A 14,971-nucleotide genomic window follows, 5' to 3' on the forward strand; every position below is an offset into this window, starting at 1 on the left:
TTTTTACACTTACATTTTAAAACGTTTTTTTGTGACGCTTTACTCAAAGTCGCCTTCAACAATCAGCGAGTCATCTCCCCCTTCAGGGGTAAACTGATTGTATTGCCAAGGATTTTGATATGTCTGCATCGACTTAAAGATAACCTGAGCTAATTCATTTTGCGTGGCCGGATCGCTGCACAGCAGATACTCGGTATCAGGCAGAGGTGGCAATCCGTCCGCCGCACCCAGTACGCGTAAATCCGGGCTCATCATTTCGACAGGACGGGCAGTAACGCCCAGCCCTGCTTTTACCGCCGCGCGGACCGCAGGCAATGTTGAAGCGACATAAGCCAGACGCCACGGGATCTGTGCGGCATTCAACGTCGCCAGCACGATATCGCGAAACGGGCTGGGATCGTCCAGCAGAACTAACGGCACCGGTTCCCCTTTTTGCAGGATATATTCGGCTGCGCAATACCAGTGCGTCGGTGAAGTTCGCAAATTCAGGCACTCAAAATCGCCAGGTCGGTTAGTGGTGACCACTAAATCCACTTCTTGCGACTTAAGCATCTCCACCATGTAGGCGTTGCGTTTCACTCTGACATCCAGTGCAAGTTTCGGATAAACCGAACTTATACGGTTAAGCAGAAAAGGGAGTATGGTATCGGCGGATTCATCAGAAGCACCGATAGTTAACACCCCCTGAAGATTGTTAAACATCAATGATGAGCATGCCTCATCATTAAATCGCAGTATTTTCCTGGCGTAACCCAACAGCTGGATACCATGCTCGGTCAGCAGTTTGTTGCGTCCATGGCGCGCGAACAACTCTTTCCCCACAAGTTGTTCAAGACGCTGCATTTGCTGACTTACCGCAGACTGAGTTCGACATACCGCAGCTGCCGCAGCCGCAAAGGTATTCAGGTCGGCAACAGCAACAAAGGTTCTCAGCAGATCGAGGTCGAGGTTAATTATCGGACGATTTGCATTTATCATAGTTTTTCACTTACTCGCGGGTCATACCGGGTTAATGCTGTGCATTCAGAATCAAACAACTCCATTTGTAATGTGCCTCCCTTCAGTTTCGCTTAGTGTAACCAAGTGAAAATAAGGATGTATTTGGTTTAACAAACGAAACAATTCTCTTTCTGAGCTATTTTAATACCCGTGATATTCATCGGAATATAGCAACGAGAAAGAGCCGTATTTTTAGCTGCTGGATGATTCTGACTAATGGGAAACATGTAAATTTTGTAAATTTAAAAAATAGTTAACGAACAATAATTTACACATTAAAAACTAACTTTTCAGGATGTTAGGAACAACCAACAAACATTTGAATTATCGTAAAATTCGTACTACACACCATTTCATAGGAGTTATCTTAACCTAAAACCACTATATTTATAAGTGTTATCGCGAATAATTCCGGGCAAATTGGTGTTATGTCAGTGCAACGGTTTTCGTATTATTGGCCAACTCAATTTGATGTCGTTTAAATAATAAATAATAATTAATTAAGAATTCCTCAATTCATTAATTATGCTTAACAATGGATTCACACCGCATCACGCAGGGATCAGACCGATAACAGATTTCGCAGGCCAAACCTCAGTATTTTCGAATTACGCCATTCAGCTGAGATCTCAGCTACTTTGTCTTTACAGACCTAACTTTTTTTGACCAGACAAATCACCATACCCACGCTAACAAATAAAAATATAAACCACAAAAAACACAACAATCCAGATTATTACCCTACAAAAATCACATTATTTAGTTATTAACAGTGAATTATAATCCTCCTGCTTTCCAAAATCTTCTACTAAAGACCCTTCAAAACTCACCGTCGTGGGAGTACATTGTGCTGGGCTGACTTCCACGGCAGGGAGTGGCATTCACAGCTAAAAAGGTCAACGTTCATGTCCCCCATTGAAAAATCCAGCAAATTAGAAAACGTCTGTTATGACATTCGCGGCCCGGTTCTGAAGGAAGCAAAGCGCCTGGAAGAAGAAGGCAACAAAGTTCTGAAACTGAACATCGGCAACCCTGCGCCTTTCGGGTTTGAAGCGCCAGATGAAATTTTGGTGGATGTGATCCGCAATTTGCCAACTGCGCAAGGATATTGCGATTCCAAAGGCCTTTATTCAGCCCGCAAAGCAATCATGCAGCATTACCAGGCCCGTGGGATGCGCGACGTAACCGTGGAAGATATCTATATCGGTAACGGCGTATCTGAATTGATTGTGCAGGCCATGCAGGCATTGCTAAACAGTGGGGACGAAATGCTGGTTCCTGCACCTGATTATCCACTGTGGACGGCGGCGGTTTCGCTCTCTGGTGGTAATGCCGTGCACTACCTGTGTGACGAATCGTCAGACTGGTTCCCGGACCTGGATGATATCCGCGCCAAAATTACGCCGCGTACCCGTGGGATCGTCATCATCAACCCAAACAACCCAACCGGCGCGGTGTATTCTAAAGAGCTGCTGATGGAGATTGTTGAGATTGCCCGCCAAAACAATCTCATCATCTTTGCGGACGAGATTTACGACAAAATTCTTTACGATGACGCCGAGCACCACTCGATTGCGGCAATGGCCCCTGACCTGCTGACTATTACCTTTAACGGCCTGTCAAAAACCTATCGTGTTGCCGGTTTCCGCCAGGGCTGGATGGTACTGAACGGACCGAAGAAACATGCCAAAGGGTATATCGAAGGCCTTGAGATGCTGGCTTCTATGCGCCTGTGTGCCAACGTTCCGGCACAACATGCCATTCAGACCGCACTGGGTGGATATCAGAGCATCAGCGAATTCATCATGCCAGGCGGACGTCTGTATGAGCAACGTAACCGCGCCTGGGAACTGCTTAATGACATCCCCGGCGTCTCTTGCGTAAAACCGCGCGGTGCGCTGTATATGTTCCCGAAAATTGATGCTAAACGCTTTAATATTCATGACGACCAGAAGATGGTACTCGACTTCCTGTTGCAGGAAAAAGTACTGCTGGTCCAGGGGACGGCATTCAACTGGCCGTGGCCGGATCATTTCCGCATCGTCACGCTACCGCGTATTGACGATATCGAAATGTCGCTGAGTAAATTTGAGCGTTTCCTGTCAGGGTATCGCCAGCTGTAACCACGCAAAGTGCTGCCGGGTTTGCATCCGGTAGCACTCTCTGCGCAAAATACCGTTACTGAAGTCACTGAGTAAGGGTCGTTATGAAGCAGAGCCACTTTTTTGCCCACCTCTCCCGTCTGAAACTCATTAACCGCTGGCCGCTGATGCGCAACGTGCGCACCGAAAACGTGTCCGAACACAGTCTGCAGGTTGCCATGGTTGCCCATGCGCTGGCCGCAATTAAAAACCGTAAATTTGGTGGTCAGGTTAATGCTGAGCGTATTGCCCTGCTGGCGATGTATCACGATGCGTCAGAGGTGTTAACCGGCGATCTCCCTACCCCAGTGAAATATTTCAACTCGCAGATTGCCCAAGAATATAAAGCGATAGAGAAAATTGCCCAACAAAAACTGGTCGATATGGTTCCCGATGAGCTGCGCGATATTTTTGCGCCGCTCATTGATGAACATGCCTTAAGTGAAGAAGAGAGGTCGATTGTTAAACAGGCCGATGCCCTGTGCGCGTATCTGAAGTGCCTGGAAGAACTCTCCGCCGGTAACAACGAATTTCTGCTGGCGAAAACACGTCTGGAAAAAACGCTGGAGTCACGACGCAGCGAAGAGATGGACTACTTTATGGACGTGTTCGTTCCGAGTTTTCACCTCTCATTAGATGAAATCAGTCAGGATTCTCCATTGTAAGTTTGCGGCGACATTGCCTTTGTAGGCCGGATAAGGCGTTAGCCGCCATCCGGCACATAAAAATCAAAACGGAAACAGCATCGGGATCATCACCACGCACACCACCATCACAATGATGGTAAACGGCACGCCAATTTTTACGAAATCGCTAAAGCTGTAGTTACCCGGTCCGAGTACCAGTGTGTTTACCGGTGAAGAAACTGGCGTCATAAAGGCTGCTGAAGCCGCCATCGCAATCACCATCGCAAAAGGATACGGCGAAACGCCCATCGACTTTGCTGCCGCCAGCGCAATCGGCGCCATCAGTACCGCCGTCGCAGTGTTAGAGATAAATAACCCAATGGTCGCGCACAGCACGAACAGGCAGCCCAGCATCATATACGGGCCGTACCCTCCACCAACGTCCATTAGCCCTTTAACCACCAGATCAACACCGCCCGTTTTCTGTAATGCCAGCGCAAAGGGCATCATTCCGACAATCAAAATAATACTTGGCCAGTGAATGGCTTTATAGGCGCTTTCGGCATCGATGCAGCGGAATTTTCCCATCAGCAAACAGGCGATAATCGCGGCAACCGTATTAGGGATTTCATCGGTGAGCATTAACGCGACCATCAGCACCAGACAGAAAATCGCATGCGGCGCCTGGCTGTGCGCCGGGGAGGCTTCACTAACTTCCACGGGCATATTCAGCACCACGAAATCGCGCCCTTTTTGCCCCAACAAAGTGATGAGTTTCCAGTTGCCCACCACCAGAATGATATCGCCCATCAGCAGTGGTTCATCCACCACCGCTCCGGCCAGTGCCGTACCATCACGCTTCAGTCCGACGACATTCAGGCCATAACGCGTACGAAAAGCGATTTCCCGTACCGTTTTGCCGATCAATTCCGATTCAGGGATTAATGAAATCTCGGCCATACCCACGTCAAGCGCCTGCTCGGAGAAGTATTCACCGCGCAGCACCATTGGCTCCAACAGTTGCTCGCTGCAAAATTCACGCAGGTCGACGTCGGCCGCTGACATATCAATCAGCAACACGTCACGGGCACGGAACTCAGAAACCCCGTTAACATCGACAATCACGCGGCGAAAACGCCGCCAACGTTCAACACCAATCACGTTTGCCCCGTAGCGCTCACGCAATTTCAGGTCATCCAGACGTTGGCCAATCATGGGAGAACCGGGGCGAATCGCCAGGCGACGGGCACGCCCTGTCAGGCGATATTCTTTGATCAGATCGCGAAAGGTCCGGCGCTTCCAGCCGTCTCCCGGCTGCCCAGAGTCTTCACCTTTCAGCATAAAACGCATCACCAGCATATAAATTATGCCGAGTACCAACACCACCAGTCCCAGTGGGGTTACGCTAAAAAAGCTAAAACCGTTAAGTCCTTCACGTAACAATTCACTGTTGACGACCAGGTTCGGCGGCGTTGCCACCAGCGTCATCATGCCGCTTATCAATCCGGCAAAGCTCAACGGCATCATCAGGCGTGAGGGGGAGATTTGCATGCGCATGGAAACGCTTAAGACAACCGGAATAAAGATGGCGACCACACCGGTCGAACTCATGAAGGCACCGAGTCCGGCTACGGTTATCATCAGCAACACCAGCATTTTGACTTCACTGCTGCCAGCGACCTTCACCAGCCAGGCACCCATTACCGTCGCCACGCCGGTACGCACCAGGCCGTCGCCGATAATGAATAAAGCCGCTATCAAAATAACGTTAGGATCGCTGAACCCGGAAAAAGCCTCTGTGATGCTCAATGTTCCGCTCAGAACAAAGGCAATAATGACCAGCAAAGCGACCGCGTCCATACGCACTCTGCCAGTTGCAAACAAGACGACGGCAATCGCCAGCAATGAGAGAACCCATATCAATTCACCGTTCACAACATATCCTTGTTAAATGAGAGGGATGGACTGATTCTGCCATAAAAAAGCCCCAACAATCTGGGGCTAAATCATGATCAGGTATTTCTTATAACGACCACATTTCCGTTGGGTTGTTTGGTCACAGAAATATGTTCCAGACTGGTCAGCGAAAAATCAACTTCGTCCAGACGCGGCGTATCCGCTGGCGCGTTAACCGCGATGACATGACACCCAGCAGCCAGTCCTGAGAGCACCCCGGCGGGGGCATCTTCCACGACTGCACATTCCTGCGGTGCCAGGCCCAGAAGCTGAGCGCCTAACAGATACGCGTCTGGCTCTGGTTTCCCTCTTTTTACCCGCTCGGCGGTGACAAACACTTCAGGAGCAGGAAGCCCGGCAACACGATGACGCGCACGTGCGACTGGCATAGAACCGGAGGTCACAATCGCCCATGGAATACCTGCTTTATTGAGATGGTTGAGTAAATCAACTGCCCCCGGCAGCGCGGTGATCCCGGCGGTTTCCGTCGCTTCGATCTGCTCCAGACGGGTAAATTCCGCGGCGATCTCTGCCTCAGACTTGCCCGCCATAAAGTGTCGCAGGGAGGTAATGGCCTGCTTACCATGAATAAAGCCGAGTACCTCGGCGTGATCGAGGCCGAAGCGATCGGCCCAGTTGCACCACGCACGCTCTACTGCGGGTAAGGAATCGACCAGCGTTCCATCCAGATCAAACAGAAAACCTTTGCACTGCACGCTCGCCCCCTCAGGCATTAATGATTTGGTTAATTTCATTCGCGCTCAGGTGATACTGACGCGGGCAAGAGTGCCAAACATTCAGCATACGCTGATATTTTTCCCACATTGGGGTCTGGGCGTTGAAGCCATGCGTACCCGCATCAAAGTGGGTGTAACGACCTTCCACATTGACCATAAAACGAACGTACCCGAGGAAACGGGCTTCCGTTGCGGCGTCAAAACCGAGGAAGGTCACGCGACGCTCATCAATAGCCTGCGCATCCTTAAGATTAGTCCAGGACACATGTAATGCGTGATACATCTCCATAATATCGATAATCGTACGACAGGTTTCTTCCGTCAGTTCACCAAACTCACGATCCAGCTCACGCATCTGCAAGCCGTAACCGCGTTCAATAATCGTCTGCAAACGACGATAACGCTCGGCGTTAGTTGGATCGAGCATAGTCATCATTTTGTACTGATTCGACAAAATCAGACGTTGAGCGTTGGTCATTTCCATTTGGGACTCCTGTATCACTACTACTGCGATGAAAAAAAAGAAGGCATCTTGTGCCTTCTTTTATATGCGTAATCAGGGGTCAATTACAAATCATCAAGGAAAGTTTTATCCAGTTGTTTGAAGGCGCGCTTAAGCGTGTCAGCCAGCGCCTGGTAATCCGGCTTTCCTTCTACCGGAGAGAGCGCCTGCCCAGCTTCTTGCAATTTACCCCGAACTTCGTAGAACCAATTGAGAATTGAAGGCGGCAGCGGCGTTACAGAACGTTTTCCCAGCCACCACATCCCCTGCATCGGCAGGCTAAGCGCAAACAGCGCAGTCGCCACGGCCGGGCCCAACTGCCCCCCTAACGCAATTTGCCAACATAAGGTGAAGACGGCGATAGGCGGCATAAAACGGATCGCGTAACGCGTCATGCGGATCACGCGGTTCTCAACAAACACGGGCGCAAGGCGCTTTTCCATTGGCCACGTCTTTGCATAGTGCTGCCCCCGGCGAAACAAGCTGAAAAAATTGACGGAGCGATTATCCGGTGTCGACATGGCGGTTACCTCAACTTCACATATAAAAATTAAAAAATTTGTGCAAAACAACAACTACAAGGGACATCGTTCAAAACATTTTGTCTTTGATACCCACATTCAGGTATCCTGTGCCGGCCTGTAAGGCCTGTAGTCCAAAATCATTGAGTCGTCAAATTGGCATACATTATGCCATTGCCTGAAAAATACGCAAAATGACATAGACTCAAAGGTATTTATTCCATCGTGCCCAAAAAGACTATGGCGCATGATGTTAATCATAAACGTCGGTGTCATCATGCGCTACGCTCTATGACTCCCTGACGTTTTTTTAGCCACGTATCATAAATAGGTACTTCCATGTCGAGTAAGTTAGTACTGGTTCTGAACTGCGGTAGCTCCTCACTGAAATTTGCCATCATCGATGCAGTAAACGGTGAAGAATACCTCTCTGGTTTAGCCGAATGTTTCCATCTCCCAGAAGCACGTATCAAGTGGAAAATGGACGGCGGTAAACAAGAAGCGGCTTTAGGTGCAGGCGCCGCTCACAGTGAAGCGCTGAACTTTATCGTTAACACTATTCTGGCACAAAAACCAGAATTGTCTGCGCAATTGACCGCTATTGGTCACCGTATCGTACACGGCGGCGAGAAGTACACCAGCTCCGTGGTTATCGATGATTCCGTTATTCAGGGCATCAAAGATTCTGCCTCTTTCGCACCGCTGCATAACCCGGCTCACCTGATCGGTATCGCAGAAGCGCTGAAATCCTTCCCTAATCTGAAAGACAAAAACGTGGCTGTATTCGACACCGCGTTCCATCAGACTATGCCGGAAGAGTCTTACCTCTATGCTCTGCCGTACAGCCTGTACAAAGAACACGGCGTTCGTCGTTACGGCGCGCACGGTACCAGCCACTTCTTCGTCACTCAGGAAGCGGCAAAAGTGCTGAACAAACCGGTTGAAGAGCTGAACATCATCACTTGCCACCTGGGCAATGGCGGTTCTGTATCTGCTATCCGTAACGGTAAATGTGTTGATACCTCCATGGGTCTGACCCCGCTGGAAGGTCTGGTGATGGGTACGCGTTCCGGTGACATCGACCCGGCGATCATCTTCCACCTGCACGATACCCTGGGCATGAGCGTTGACCAGATCAACAAAATGCTGACCAAAGAGTCCGGCCTGCTGGGTCTGACCGAAGTCACCAGCGACTGCCGTTATGTTGAAGATAACTACGCTACTAAAGAAGACGCTAAACGTGCAATGGACGTTTACTGCCACCGTCTGGCGAAATACATCGGTTCTTACACTGCGCTGATGGATGGTCGTCTGGATGCAGTTGTCTTCACCGGTGGTATCGGTGAAAACGCAGCGATGGTTCGTGAACTGTCTCTGGGCAAACTGGGCGTTCTGGGCTTTGAAGTTGACCACGAACGTAACCTGGCCGCACGTTTCGGCAAATCTGGTTTCATCAACAAAGAAGGTACCCGTCCTGCGCTGGTTATCCCAACCAACGAAGAACTGGTTATCGCGCAAGACGCGAGCCGCCTGACTGCCTGATTTCACACCGCCAGCCTAGCTGGCGGTGCTGTTTTGTAACCCGTCTAAATTGGCGGTAACGAAAGAGGATAAACCGTGTCCCGTATTATTATGCTGATCCCTACCGGAACCAGCGTCGGCCTGACCAGCGTCAGCCTTGGCGTGATCCGCGCAATGGAACGCAAAGGCGTTCGTCTGAGCGTCTTTAAGCCGATCGCTCAACCGCGTGCCGGTGGCGATGCGCCAGACCAGACTACCAGCATCGTCCGTGCTAACTCTTCTCTGCCAGCCGCTGAGCCGCTGAAGATGAGCCACGTTGAATCTCTGCTGTCCAGCAATCAGAAAGATGTGCTGATGGAAGAGATCATCGCGAACTACCACGCGAACACCAAAGACGCTGAAGTTGTACTGGTTGAAGGCCTGGTCCCAACCCGTAAACATCAGTTCGCGCAGTCTCTGAACTACGAAATCGCGAAAACGCTGAACGCGGAAATCGTCTTCGTTATGTCTCAGGGTACCGACACCCCGGAACAGCTGAACGAGCGTATTGAACTGACTCGCAGCAGCTTCGGCGGCGCGAAAAACACCAACATCACCGGCGTAATCGTTAACAAACTGAACGCACCGGTTGATGAGCAGGGCCGTACTCGCCCGGATCTGTCCGAGATTTTCGACGACTCTTCCAAAGCGAAAGTGATCAAAGTTGATCCGGCTAAACTGCAAGAATCCAGTCCGCTGCCGGTTCTGGGCGCGGTGCCATGGAGCTTCGATCTGATCGCTACTCGTGCAATCGATATGGCGCGTCACCTGAACGCCACCATCGTTAACGAAGGCGATATCAACACCCGTCGCGTGAAGTCTGTGACGTTCTGCGCACGCAGCATTCCACATATGCTGGAACACTTCCGCGCAGGCTCCCTGCTGGTAACTTCCGCAGATCGTCCTGACGTGCTGGTTGCAGCATGCCTAGCGGCCATGAACGGCGTGGAAATCGGTGCCCTGCTGCTGACTGGCGGCTACGAAATGGACGCGCGCATCACTAAACTGTGCGAACGTGCATTTGAAACCGGCCTGCCGGTATTCATGGTAAACACCAACACCTGGCAGACCTCTCTGAGCCTGCAGAGCTTCAACCTGGAAGTTCCGGTTGACGATCACGAGCGCATTGAGAAAGTTCAGGAATACGTTGCTAACTACATCAACGCTGACTGGATTGAATCCCTGACTGCAACCTCTGAGCGTAGCCGTCGTCTGTCTCCGCCAGCGTTCCGTTATCAGTTGACCGAGCTGGCGCGCAAAGCGGGAAAACGCGTTGTTCTGCCGGAAGGCGACGAACCGCGTACCGTTAAAGCGGCAGCCATCTGTGCTGAACGTGGTATCGCAACCTGCGTACTGCTGGGTAACCCGGATGAGATCACCCGCGTTGCAGCCTCTCAGGGCGTTGAACTGGGCGCTGGCGTAGAAATCGTTGATCCAGATGTGGTTCGCGAAAGCTACGTTGCTCGCCTGGTCGAACTGCGTAAAAACAAAGGTATGACCGAAACCGTTGCCCGCGAACAGCTGGAAGACAACGTGGTTCTCGGTACCCTGATGCTGGAACAGGACGATGTTGACGGTCTGGTTTCTGGTGCAGTACACACCACCGCAAACACCATCCGTCCGCCGCTGCAGCTGATCAAAACTGCACCGGGTAGCTCTCTGGTGTCTTCCGTGTTCTTCATGCTGCTGCCGGATCAGGTTTACGTTTACGGCGACTGCGCGATCAACCCGGATCCGACTGCAGAGCAGCTGGCAGAAATCGCGATTCAGTCCGCTGATTCCGCAATTGCCTTCGGTATCGAACCGCGCGTAGCGATGCTCTCCTACTCCACCGGTACTTCTGGTGCAGGTAGTGACGTAGAGAAAGTTCGCGAAGCAACCCGTCTGGCACAGGAAAAACGTCCTGACCTGATGATCGACGGTCCGCTGCAGTACGACGCCGCTGTTATGGCTGACGTAGCGAAATCCAAAGCGCCGAACTCTCCGGTTGCAGGTCGCGCTACCGTGTTCATCTTCCCGGATCTGAACACCGGTAACACCACTTACAAAGCGGTACAGCGTTCTGCCGACCTGATCTCCATCGGGCCAATGCTGCAGGGTATGCGCAAGCCGGTGAACGACCTGTCTCGTGGCGCGCTGGTAGACGATATCGTCTACACCATCGCACTGACCGCGATCCAGTCTTCCCAGCAGCAGTAATCTGCCGAGTGTGCCGGATCTCTTATCCGGCAACACATCTGCTTATCAAACCGGAAATAGCTGATATTTCCGGTTTTTTTATGTCTTTTTCCCCTTTGGCATAATCTGAAACATTTGCCTGGATGCGCTGCATCAATGAATAACTATTCTTCTGTTCGCATACTTACTCTCTTTTGCGTTGCAACAGGGATAGTCTTTCATGTCAGCAGTAACAGAATCACAGCCAGCTAAAAAATGGGCGATGCCCGACACGCTGGTGATTATTTTTTTCGTCGCCGTTTTAACCAGTCTGGCGACATGGGTTGTTCCCGTCGGGATGTTCGACAGCCAGGAAGTGCAGTATCAGGTTGATGGACAAACCAAAACCCGTAAGGTGGTTGACCCCCATTCCTTTCGTATTCTGACCAACGACGCAGGTGAAGAGCAGTATCACCGGGTGCAGTTATTCACCACCGGAGATGAACGCCCAGGCCTGATGAATTTCCCGTTTGAAGGATTAACCTCCGGCTCGAAATTCGGCACTGCTGTCGGCATCATTATGTTTATGCTGGTCATTGGCGGCGCATTCGGCATCGTTATGCGTACCGGTACCATTGATAACGGCATCCTGGCGCTCATTCGCCATACGCGGGGCAACGAGGTCCTGTTTATCCCAGTGCTGTTTATTCTCTTCTCCTTAGGCGGCGCGGTGTTTGGCATGGGGGAAGAGGCTGTTGCCTTTGCCATTATCATCGCGCCTTTGATGGTACGGCTAGGTTACGACAGTATCACCACCGTGCTGGTTACCTATATCGCGACTCAGATTGGTTTCGCCAGCTCATGGATGAACCCATTTTGCGTGGTGGTCGCGCAAGGTATTGCGGGGGTACCGGTGCTCTCTGGTTCCGGGCTACGCATCGTGGTCTGGGTGATCGCTACGTTAATCGGGCTGACCTTCACGCTGGCCTATGCGGCGCGTATCAAAAAGAATCCGCTTTTGTCCCGGGTACATGAATCCGACCGCTTCTTTCGCGAGCAGCAGGACGAAGTCGTGGAACGACGCTTCACGCTGGGAGACTGGTTAGTGCTAGTGGTGCTGACCGCGGTGATGATTTGGGTTGTCTGGGGCGTTATCGTCAACGCGTGGTTTATTCCTGAGATCGCCAGTCAGTTCTTCACGATGGGTCTGGTGATTGGCATTATCGGCGTCGTGTTTCGGCTCAACGGCATGACGCTCAACATCATGGCCTCCTCATTCACTGAGGGCGCACGAATGATGATTGCCCCTGCCCTGCTGGTTGGTTTTGCTAAAGGCATTTTACTGCTGGTCGGTAATGGAGAGGCGGGTGAAGCCAGCGTGTTAAACACTCTGCTGCACAGCATTGCCAATGGCATCAGCGGGCTGGATAACGCCATCGCGGCGTGGTTTATGCTATTGTTCCAGGCAGTATTTAATTTCTTCGTCACTTCCGGCTCTGGTCAGGCTGCGTTAACCATGCCGCTACTGGCACCGCTGGGCGATCTGGTTGGCGTAAACCGTCAGGTCACAGTCCTGGCCTTCCAGTTTGGCGACGGATTCAGTCATATTATCTATCCGACGTCAGCATCTCTGATGGCTACGTTAGGCGTTTGTCGGGTGGATTTTCGTAACTGGCTGAAGGTAGGTGCTACGCTGTTGGGACTGCTGTTTATTATGTCCAGCGTGGTGGTGATTGGCGCGAAGATGATGGGTTACCATTAAAAAGTGTGCGTCCGGCCTACTCGATTTCTCGACGCAGTAGGCCGGATGAACAGAGTTTACTCAGCTTCTTCCTGCTTTTCGGCTTTCGCCCCTTCATTCTTGGCGTTGCGGGTCATCCACAGCGCCAGGGCTTTCAGGGAGTCCGGTGTAAATTCGTCGCAGCGCGCGGTAATTTCTTCCGGCGTCAACCAGCAAACTTCACTGACCTCATCTTCCTGAAGCGCAAACGGTCCGTGGGAAACGCAGCTAAACAACCCGCCCCATACGCGACAGTTCTGATCTTCAAAGTAAAACTGACCATGCTCGGCAAACGGCACGCCCGCAATCCCCAGTTCCTCTTCTGCTTCACGACGCGCTGATTCCAGCATCTGCTCGTCAGCCTGAACCACACCGCCTGCGGTGGCATCCAGCATGCCGGGCAAAAAATCTTTTGTCTCAGTGCGACGTTGAACCAGAATTTTGCCCATACCATCATGCACAACGATATACGTTGCACGATGGCGTAAGCGTTGCGCCCGCATTTGTTCCCGGCTGGACTGTGCAATGACTTCGTTGTCTTCATTCACAATATCCACCCATTCAGTACTTGCCAAACGACGCTGTTCCACCATCAGGAAACCTTCTTTTTTCTGGCGCTCTTACGGCGCGTTTATGTTTGTGGGGTAAATTACGGATTAATCTCGACCTGTGCAATAACACTTTGATCATTGAATGCCATTACGCTGAGAACATTATCATCCAGAATCCCGTAACTTGCCGCAAAGCCCCCTTTCGGGATGCTTACCGAGCCGGGATTGAAATGATAGATACCCTCGCGCCGCTCAGCAACCGGCAGATGAGTATGCCCATAAACCAGAACATCGCCCGCATTGAGCATCGGCATATTTTGCGGGCCAAAAAGGTGTCCGTGCGTCAAAAAGAGTCGCTGGTTTTCTGTCAGAATTTGCTGCCACGGCGCAGTCATCGGAAAATGCAGGAGCATCTGATCCACTTCGCTGTCGCAATTACCACGCACCGCAATAATTCGCGATGCCAGCTCATTCAGCCGTTCAGCAACCTGCGCAGGTGCATAGCCTTCTGGAAGCGCATTACGCGGCCCGTGGTTTAAAACATCACCCAATATCACCAGCCATTGCGCGCCGCTTGCAGCAAACCGTTCGAGTACGCGTTCCGTGGCTGGCAACGAACCATGAATGTCCGATGCGAACATCAGTTTCATCACTCACTCCTCGCTGAAAATCACCTTGTAATGATACTGGATTACGGCCCGTTTTTCAGCAGGAACGCTTCGCTGAAAGCGCGATAAAACGCTGTACTGAAGCGCGCTGCCACTGGAAGGTGGCGTATTCCGCAAGCGCTTCTGGAACCTCATCACCATTCAGGACCAGGCGATTAAGCATTAGCGCTAAATCACAGTCAGCGATACACCATTCGCCAAATAAATTCTGCTTACCGTGGCTCAGTAAACTGCTCGCAGTAGCGAACAGTTTTTCCGCACTGGCTTTTCCCGCTTCGCTTAACGGTCCTTTCTTCACGCCAGCAAAAACGACATCTGTTGATCGTTCCTCACGGATAGGCATTAAATCGCTGCGGATCCACGCCTGAACCTGGCGCGCCCGAGCGCGCTTTTGTACATCGTGTGGGTAGATACGCTCCCACTGTGGCGGTGCAAAGCTCTCTTCCAGGAATTCCGTAATCGCTGATGATTCGCTCAGTTCAAAACCATCGATCTCAAGAACCGGTACGCGGCGCGTCAAGGCGTAACCTTGCCATGAAGGATGCAAGTGTTCACCACTATTGAGATCAACGGTTTTCAGCGTGAAAGGTAGCCCCTTCTCTTGCAGAGCGACATAAACAGACAGCACGTAGGGGGAGAAAAAATTGGCATCTGACCACAGCGTAATTGCAGATTTGCTCATAATGTCCTCTGAAGTGTATTGGCTTGCCTTCAAAATATAGAGTCTTTCTCTCGCTGTCACTTGATGAAAACTCACGCACGCCAACAGGCTC

The 14,971-nt window shown here is 51.2% G+C and carries 13 protein-coding genes; 5 read left to right on the plus strand and 8 right to left on the minus strand.

The window, feature by feature from the left end:
• Positions 1-39: 39 nt before the first annotated feature.
• Positions 40-978 carry a transcriptional regulator LrhA gene (gene lrhA / locus OGY08_RS05765; protein WP_003834760.1) on the minus strand — a complete coding sequence of 313 codons (939 nt, stop codon included), beginning with the start codon at positions 976-978 and terminating at the stop codon, positions 40-42.
• A gap of 926 nt (positions 979-1,904) precedes the next feature.
• Here lrhA and alaA point away from each other — a divergent pair.
• Together alaA and yfbR are read left to right on the plus strand one after the other, a co-directional pair.
• The gene (alaA, locus tag OGY08_RS05770) at positions 1,905-3,122 is read left to right on the plus strand and encodes an alanine transaminase AlaA (RefSeq protein WP_003028082.1); all 1,218 of its coding nucleotides are present in this window, start codon (positions 1,905-1,907) and stop codon (positions 3,120-3,122) included.
• 83 nt (positions 3,123-3,205) lie between these two features.
• The gene (yfbR, locus tag OGY08_RS05775; protein WP_003028083.1) at positions 3,206-3,805 is read left to right on the plus strand and encodes a 5'-deoxynucleotidase; all 600 of its coding nucleotides are present in this window, start codon (positions 3,206-3,208) and stop codon (positions 3,803-3,805) included.
• A 63-nt stretch (positions 3,806-3,868) separates the two neighbouring features.
• On the opposite strand, the gene OGY08_RS05780 is transcribed toward yfbR, so the two are convergent.
• The 4 genes from OGY08_RS05780 to yfbV all read right to left on the minus strand — a co-directional run bounded on the left by OGY08_RS05780 (position 3,869) and on the right by yfbV (position 7,482).
• Entirely contained in the window at positions 3,869-5,701 is a 1,833-nt protein-coding gene (locus OGY08_RS05780; protein WP_032944084.1) for an SLC13 family permease, read from the minus strand.
• 77 nt (positions 5,702-5,778) lie between these two features.
• Entirely contained in the window at positions 5,779-6,456 is a 678-nt protein-coding gene (locus OGY08_RS05785) for a sugar phosphatase (protein ID WP_100247211.1), read from the minus strand.
• On the minus strand, positions 6,449-6,943 hold the full coding sequence (locus tag OGY08_RS05790) for a YfbU family protein (protein WP_003028086.1): 495 nt from the start codon (positions 6,941-6,943) through the stop codon (positions 6,449-6,451). The genes OGY08_RS05785 and OGY08_RS05790 overlap by 8 nt, the downstream gene beginning before the upstream one ends.
• 83 nt (positions 6,944-7,026) lie before the next feature.
• A complete protein-coding gene (gene yfbV, locus OGY08_RS05795; protein ID WP_003028087.1) occupies positions 7,027-7,482 on the minus strand; it encodes a terminus macrodomain insulation protein YfbV in 456 nt (151 codons plus the stop codon).
• Positions 7,483-7,821: 339 nt separating this feature from the next.
• Here yfbV and ackA point away from each other — a divergent pair, with 339 nt between their 5' ends.
• The 3 genes from ackA (at position 7,822) to yfcC (ending at position 12,961) form a co-directional block, all read left to right on the plus strand.
• The gene (gene ackA, locus OGY08_RS05800) at positions 7,822-9,024 is read left to right on the plus strand and encodes an acetate kinase (protein ID WP_003834770.1); all 1,203 of its coding nucleotides are present in this window, start codon (positions 7,822-7,824) and stop codon (positions 9,022-9,024) included.
• A gap of 75 nt (positions 9,025-9,099) precedes the next feature.
• A complete protein-coding gene (gene pta, locus OGY08_RS05805; RefSeq protein WP_003834771.1) occupies positions 9,100-11,241 on the plus strand; it encodes a phosphate acetyltransferase in 2,142 nt (713 codons plus the stop codon).
• A 199-nt stretch (positions 11,242-11,440) separates the two neighbouring features.
• Positions 11,441-12,961 carry a putative basic amino acid antiporter YfcC gene (yfcC, locus tag OGY08_RS05810; protein ID WP_125363377.1) on the plus strand — a complete coding sequence of 507 codons (1,521 nt, stop codon included), beginning with the start codon at positions 11,441-11,443 and terminating at the stop codon, positions 12,959-12,961.
• 56 nt (positions 12,962-13,017) lie between these two features.
• Here yfcC and yfcD read toward each other — a convergent pair whose 3' ends face one another.
• From yfcD to yfcF, 3 genes are read right to left on the minus strand one after another with little or no spacing between them, the layout of a single operon-like run.
• On the minus strand, positions 13,018-13,572 hold the full coding sequence (gene yfcD / locus OGY08_RS05815) for an NUDIX hydrolase YfcD (RefSeq protein WP_003834775.1): 555 nt from the start codon (positions 13,570-13,572) through the stop codon (positions 13,018-13,020).
• A 56-nt stretch (positions 13,573-13,628) separates the two neighbouring features.
• Positions 13,629-14,180, minus strand: a complete 552-nt coding sequence (gene yfcE / locus OGY08_RS05820) for a phosphodiesterase (protein ID WP_125363378.1) — start codon at positions 14,178-14,180, stop codon at positions 13,629-13,631.
• A gap of 55 nt (positions 14,181-14,235) precedes the next feature.
• Entirely contained in the window at positions 14,236-14,880 is a 645-nt protein-coding gene (yfcF, locus tag OGY08_RS05825; protein WP_003834778.1) for a glutathione transferase, read from the minus strand.
• Between the last annotated feature and the right edge of the window lie 91 nt (positions 14,881-14,971).

The organism is Citrobacter sp. Cpo069, assembly GCF_030332785.1.
Classification (GTDB): Bacteria; Pseudomonadota; Gammaproteobacteria; order Enterobacterales; family Enterobacteriaceae; genus Citrobacter; species Citrobacter portucalensis.

Bases quoted from the DNA above. Each gene is read 5' to 3' on its own strand.
- lrhA (WP_003834760.1), bottom strand. From the start codon at position 978: ATGATAAATGCAAATCGTCCGATAATTAACCTCGACCTCGATCTGCTG.
- alaA (WP_003028082.1), top strand. From the start codon at position 1,905: ATGTCCCCCATTGAAAAATCCAGCAAATTAGAAAACGTCTGTTATGAC.
- yfbR (WP_003028083.1), top strand. From the start codon at position 3,206: ATGAAGCAGAGCCACTTTTTTGCCCACCTCTCCCGTCTGAAACTCATT.
- OGY08_RS05785 (WP_100247211.1), bottom strand. From the start codon at position 6,456: ATGCCTGAGGGGGCGAGCGTGCAGTGCAAAGGTTTTCTGTTTGATCTG.
- OGY08_RS05790 (WP_003028086.1), bottom strand. From the start codon at position 6,943: ATGGAAATGACCAACGCTCAACGTCTGATTTTGTCGAATCAGTACAAA.
- yfbV (WP_003028087.1), bottom strand. From the start codon at position 7,482: ATGTCGACACCGGATAATCGCTCCGTCAATTTTTTCAGCTTGTTTCGC.
- ackA (WP_003834770.1), top strand. From the start codon at position 7,822: ATGTCGAGTAAGTTAGTACTGGTTCTGAACTGCGGTAGCTCCTCACTG.
- yfcC (WP_125363377.1), top strand. From the start codon at position 11,441: ATGTCAGCAGTAACAGAATCACAGCCAGCTAAAAAATGGGCGATGCCC.
- yfcD (WP_003834775.1), bottom strand. From the start codon at position 13,572: ATGGTGGAACAGCGTCGTTTGGCAAGTACTGAATGGGTGGATATTGTG.
- yfcE (WP_125363378.1), bottom strand. From the start codon at position 14,180: ATGAAACTGATGTTCGCATCGGACATTCATGGTTCGTTGCCAGCCACG.
- yfcF (WP_003834778.1), bottom strand. From the start codon at position 14,880: ATGAGCAAATCTGCAATTACGCTGTGGTCAGATGCCAATTTTTTCTCC.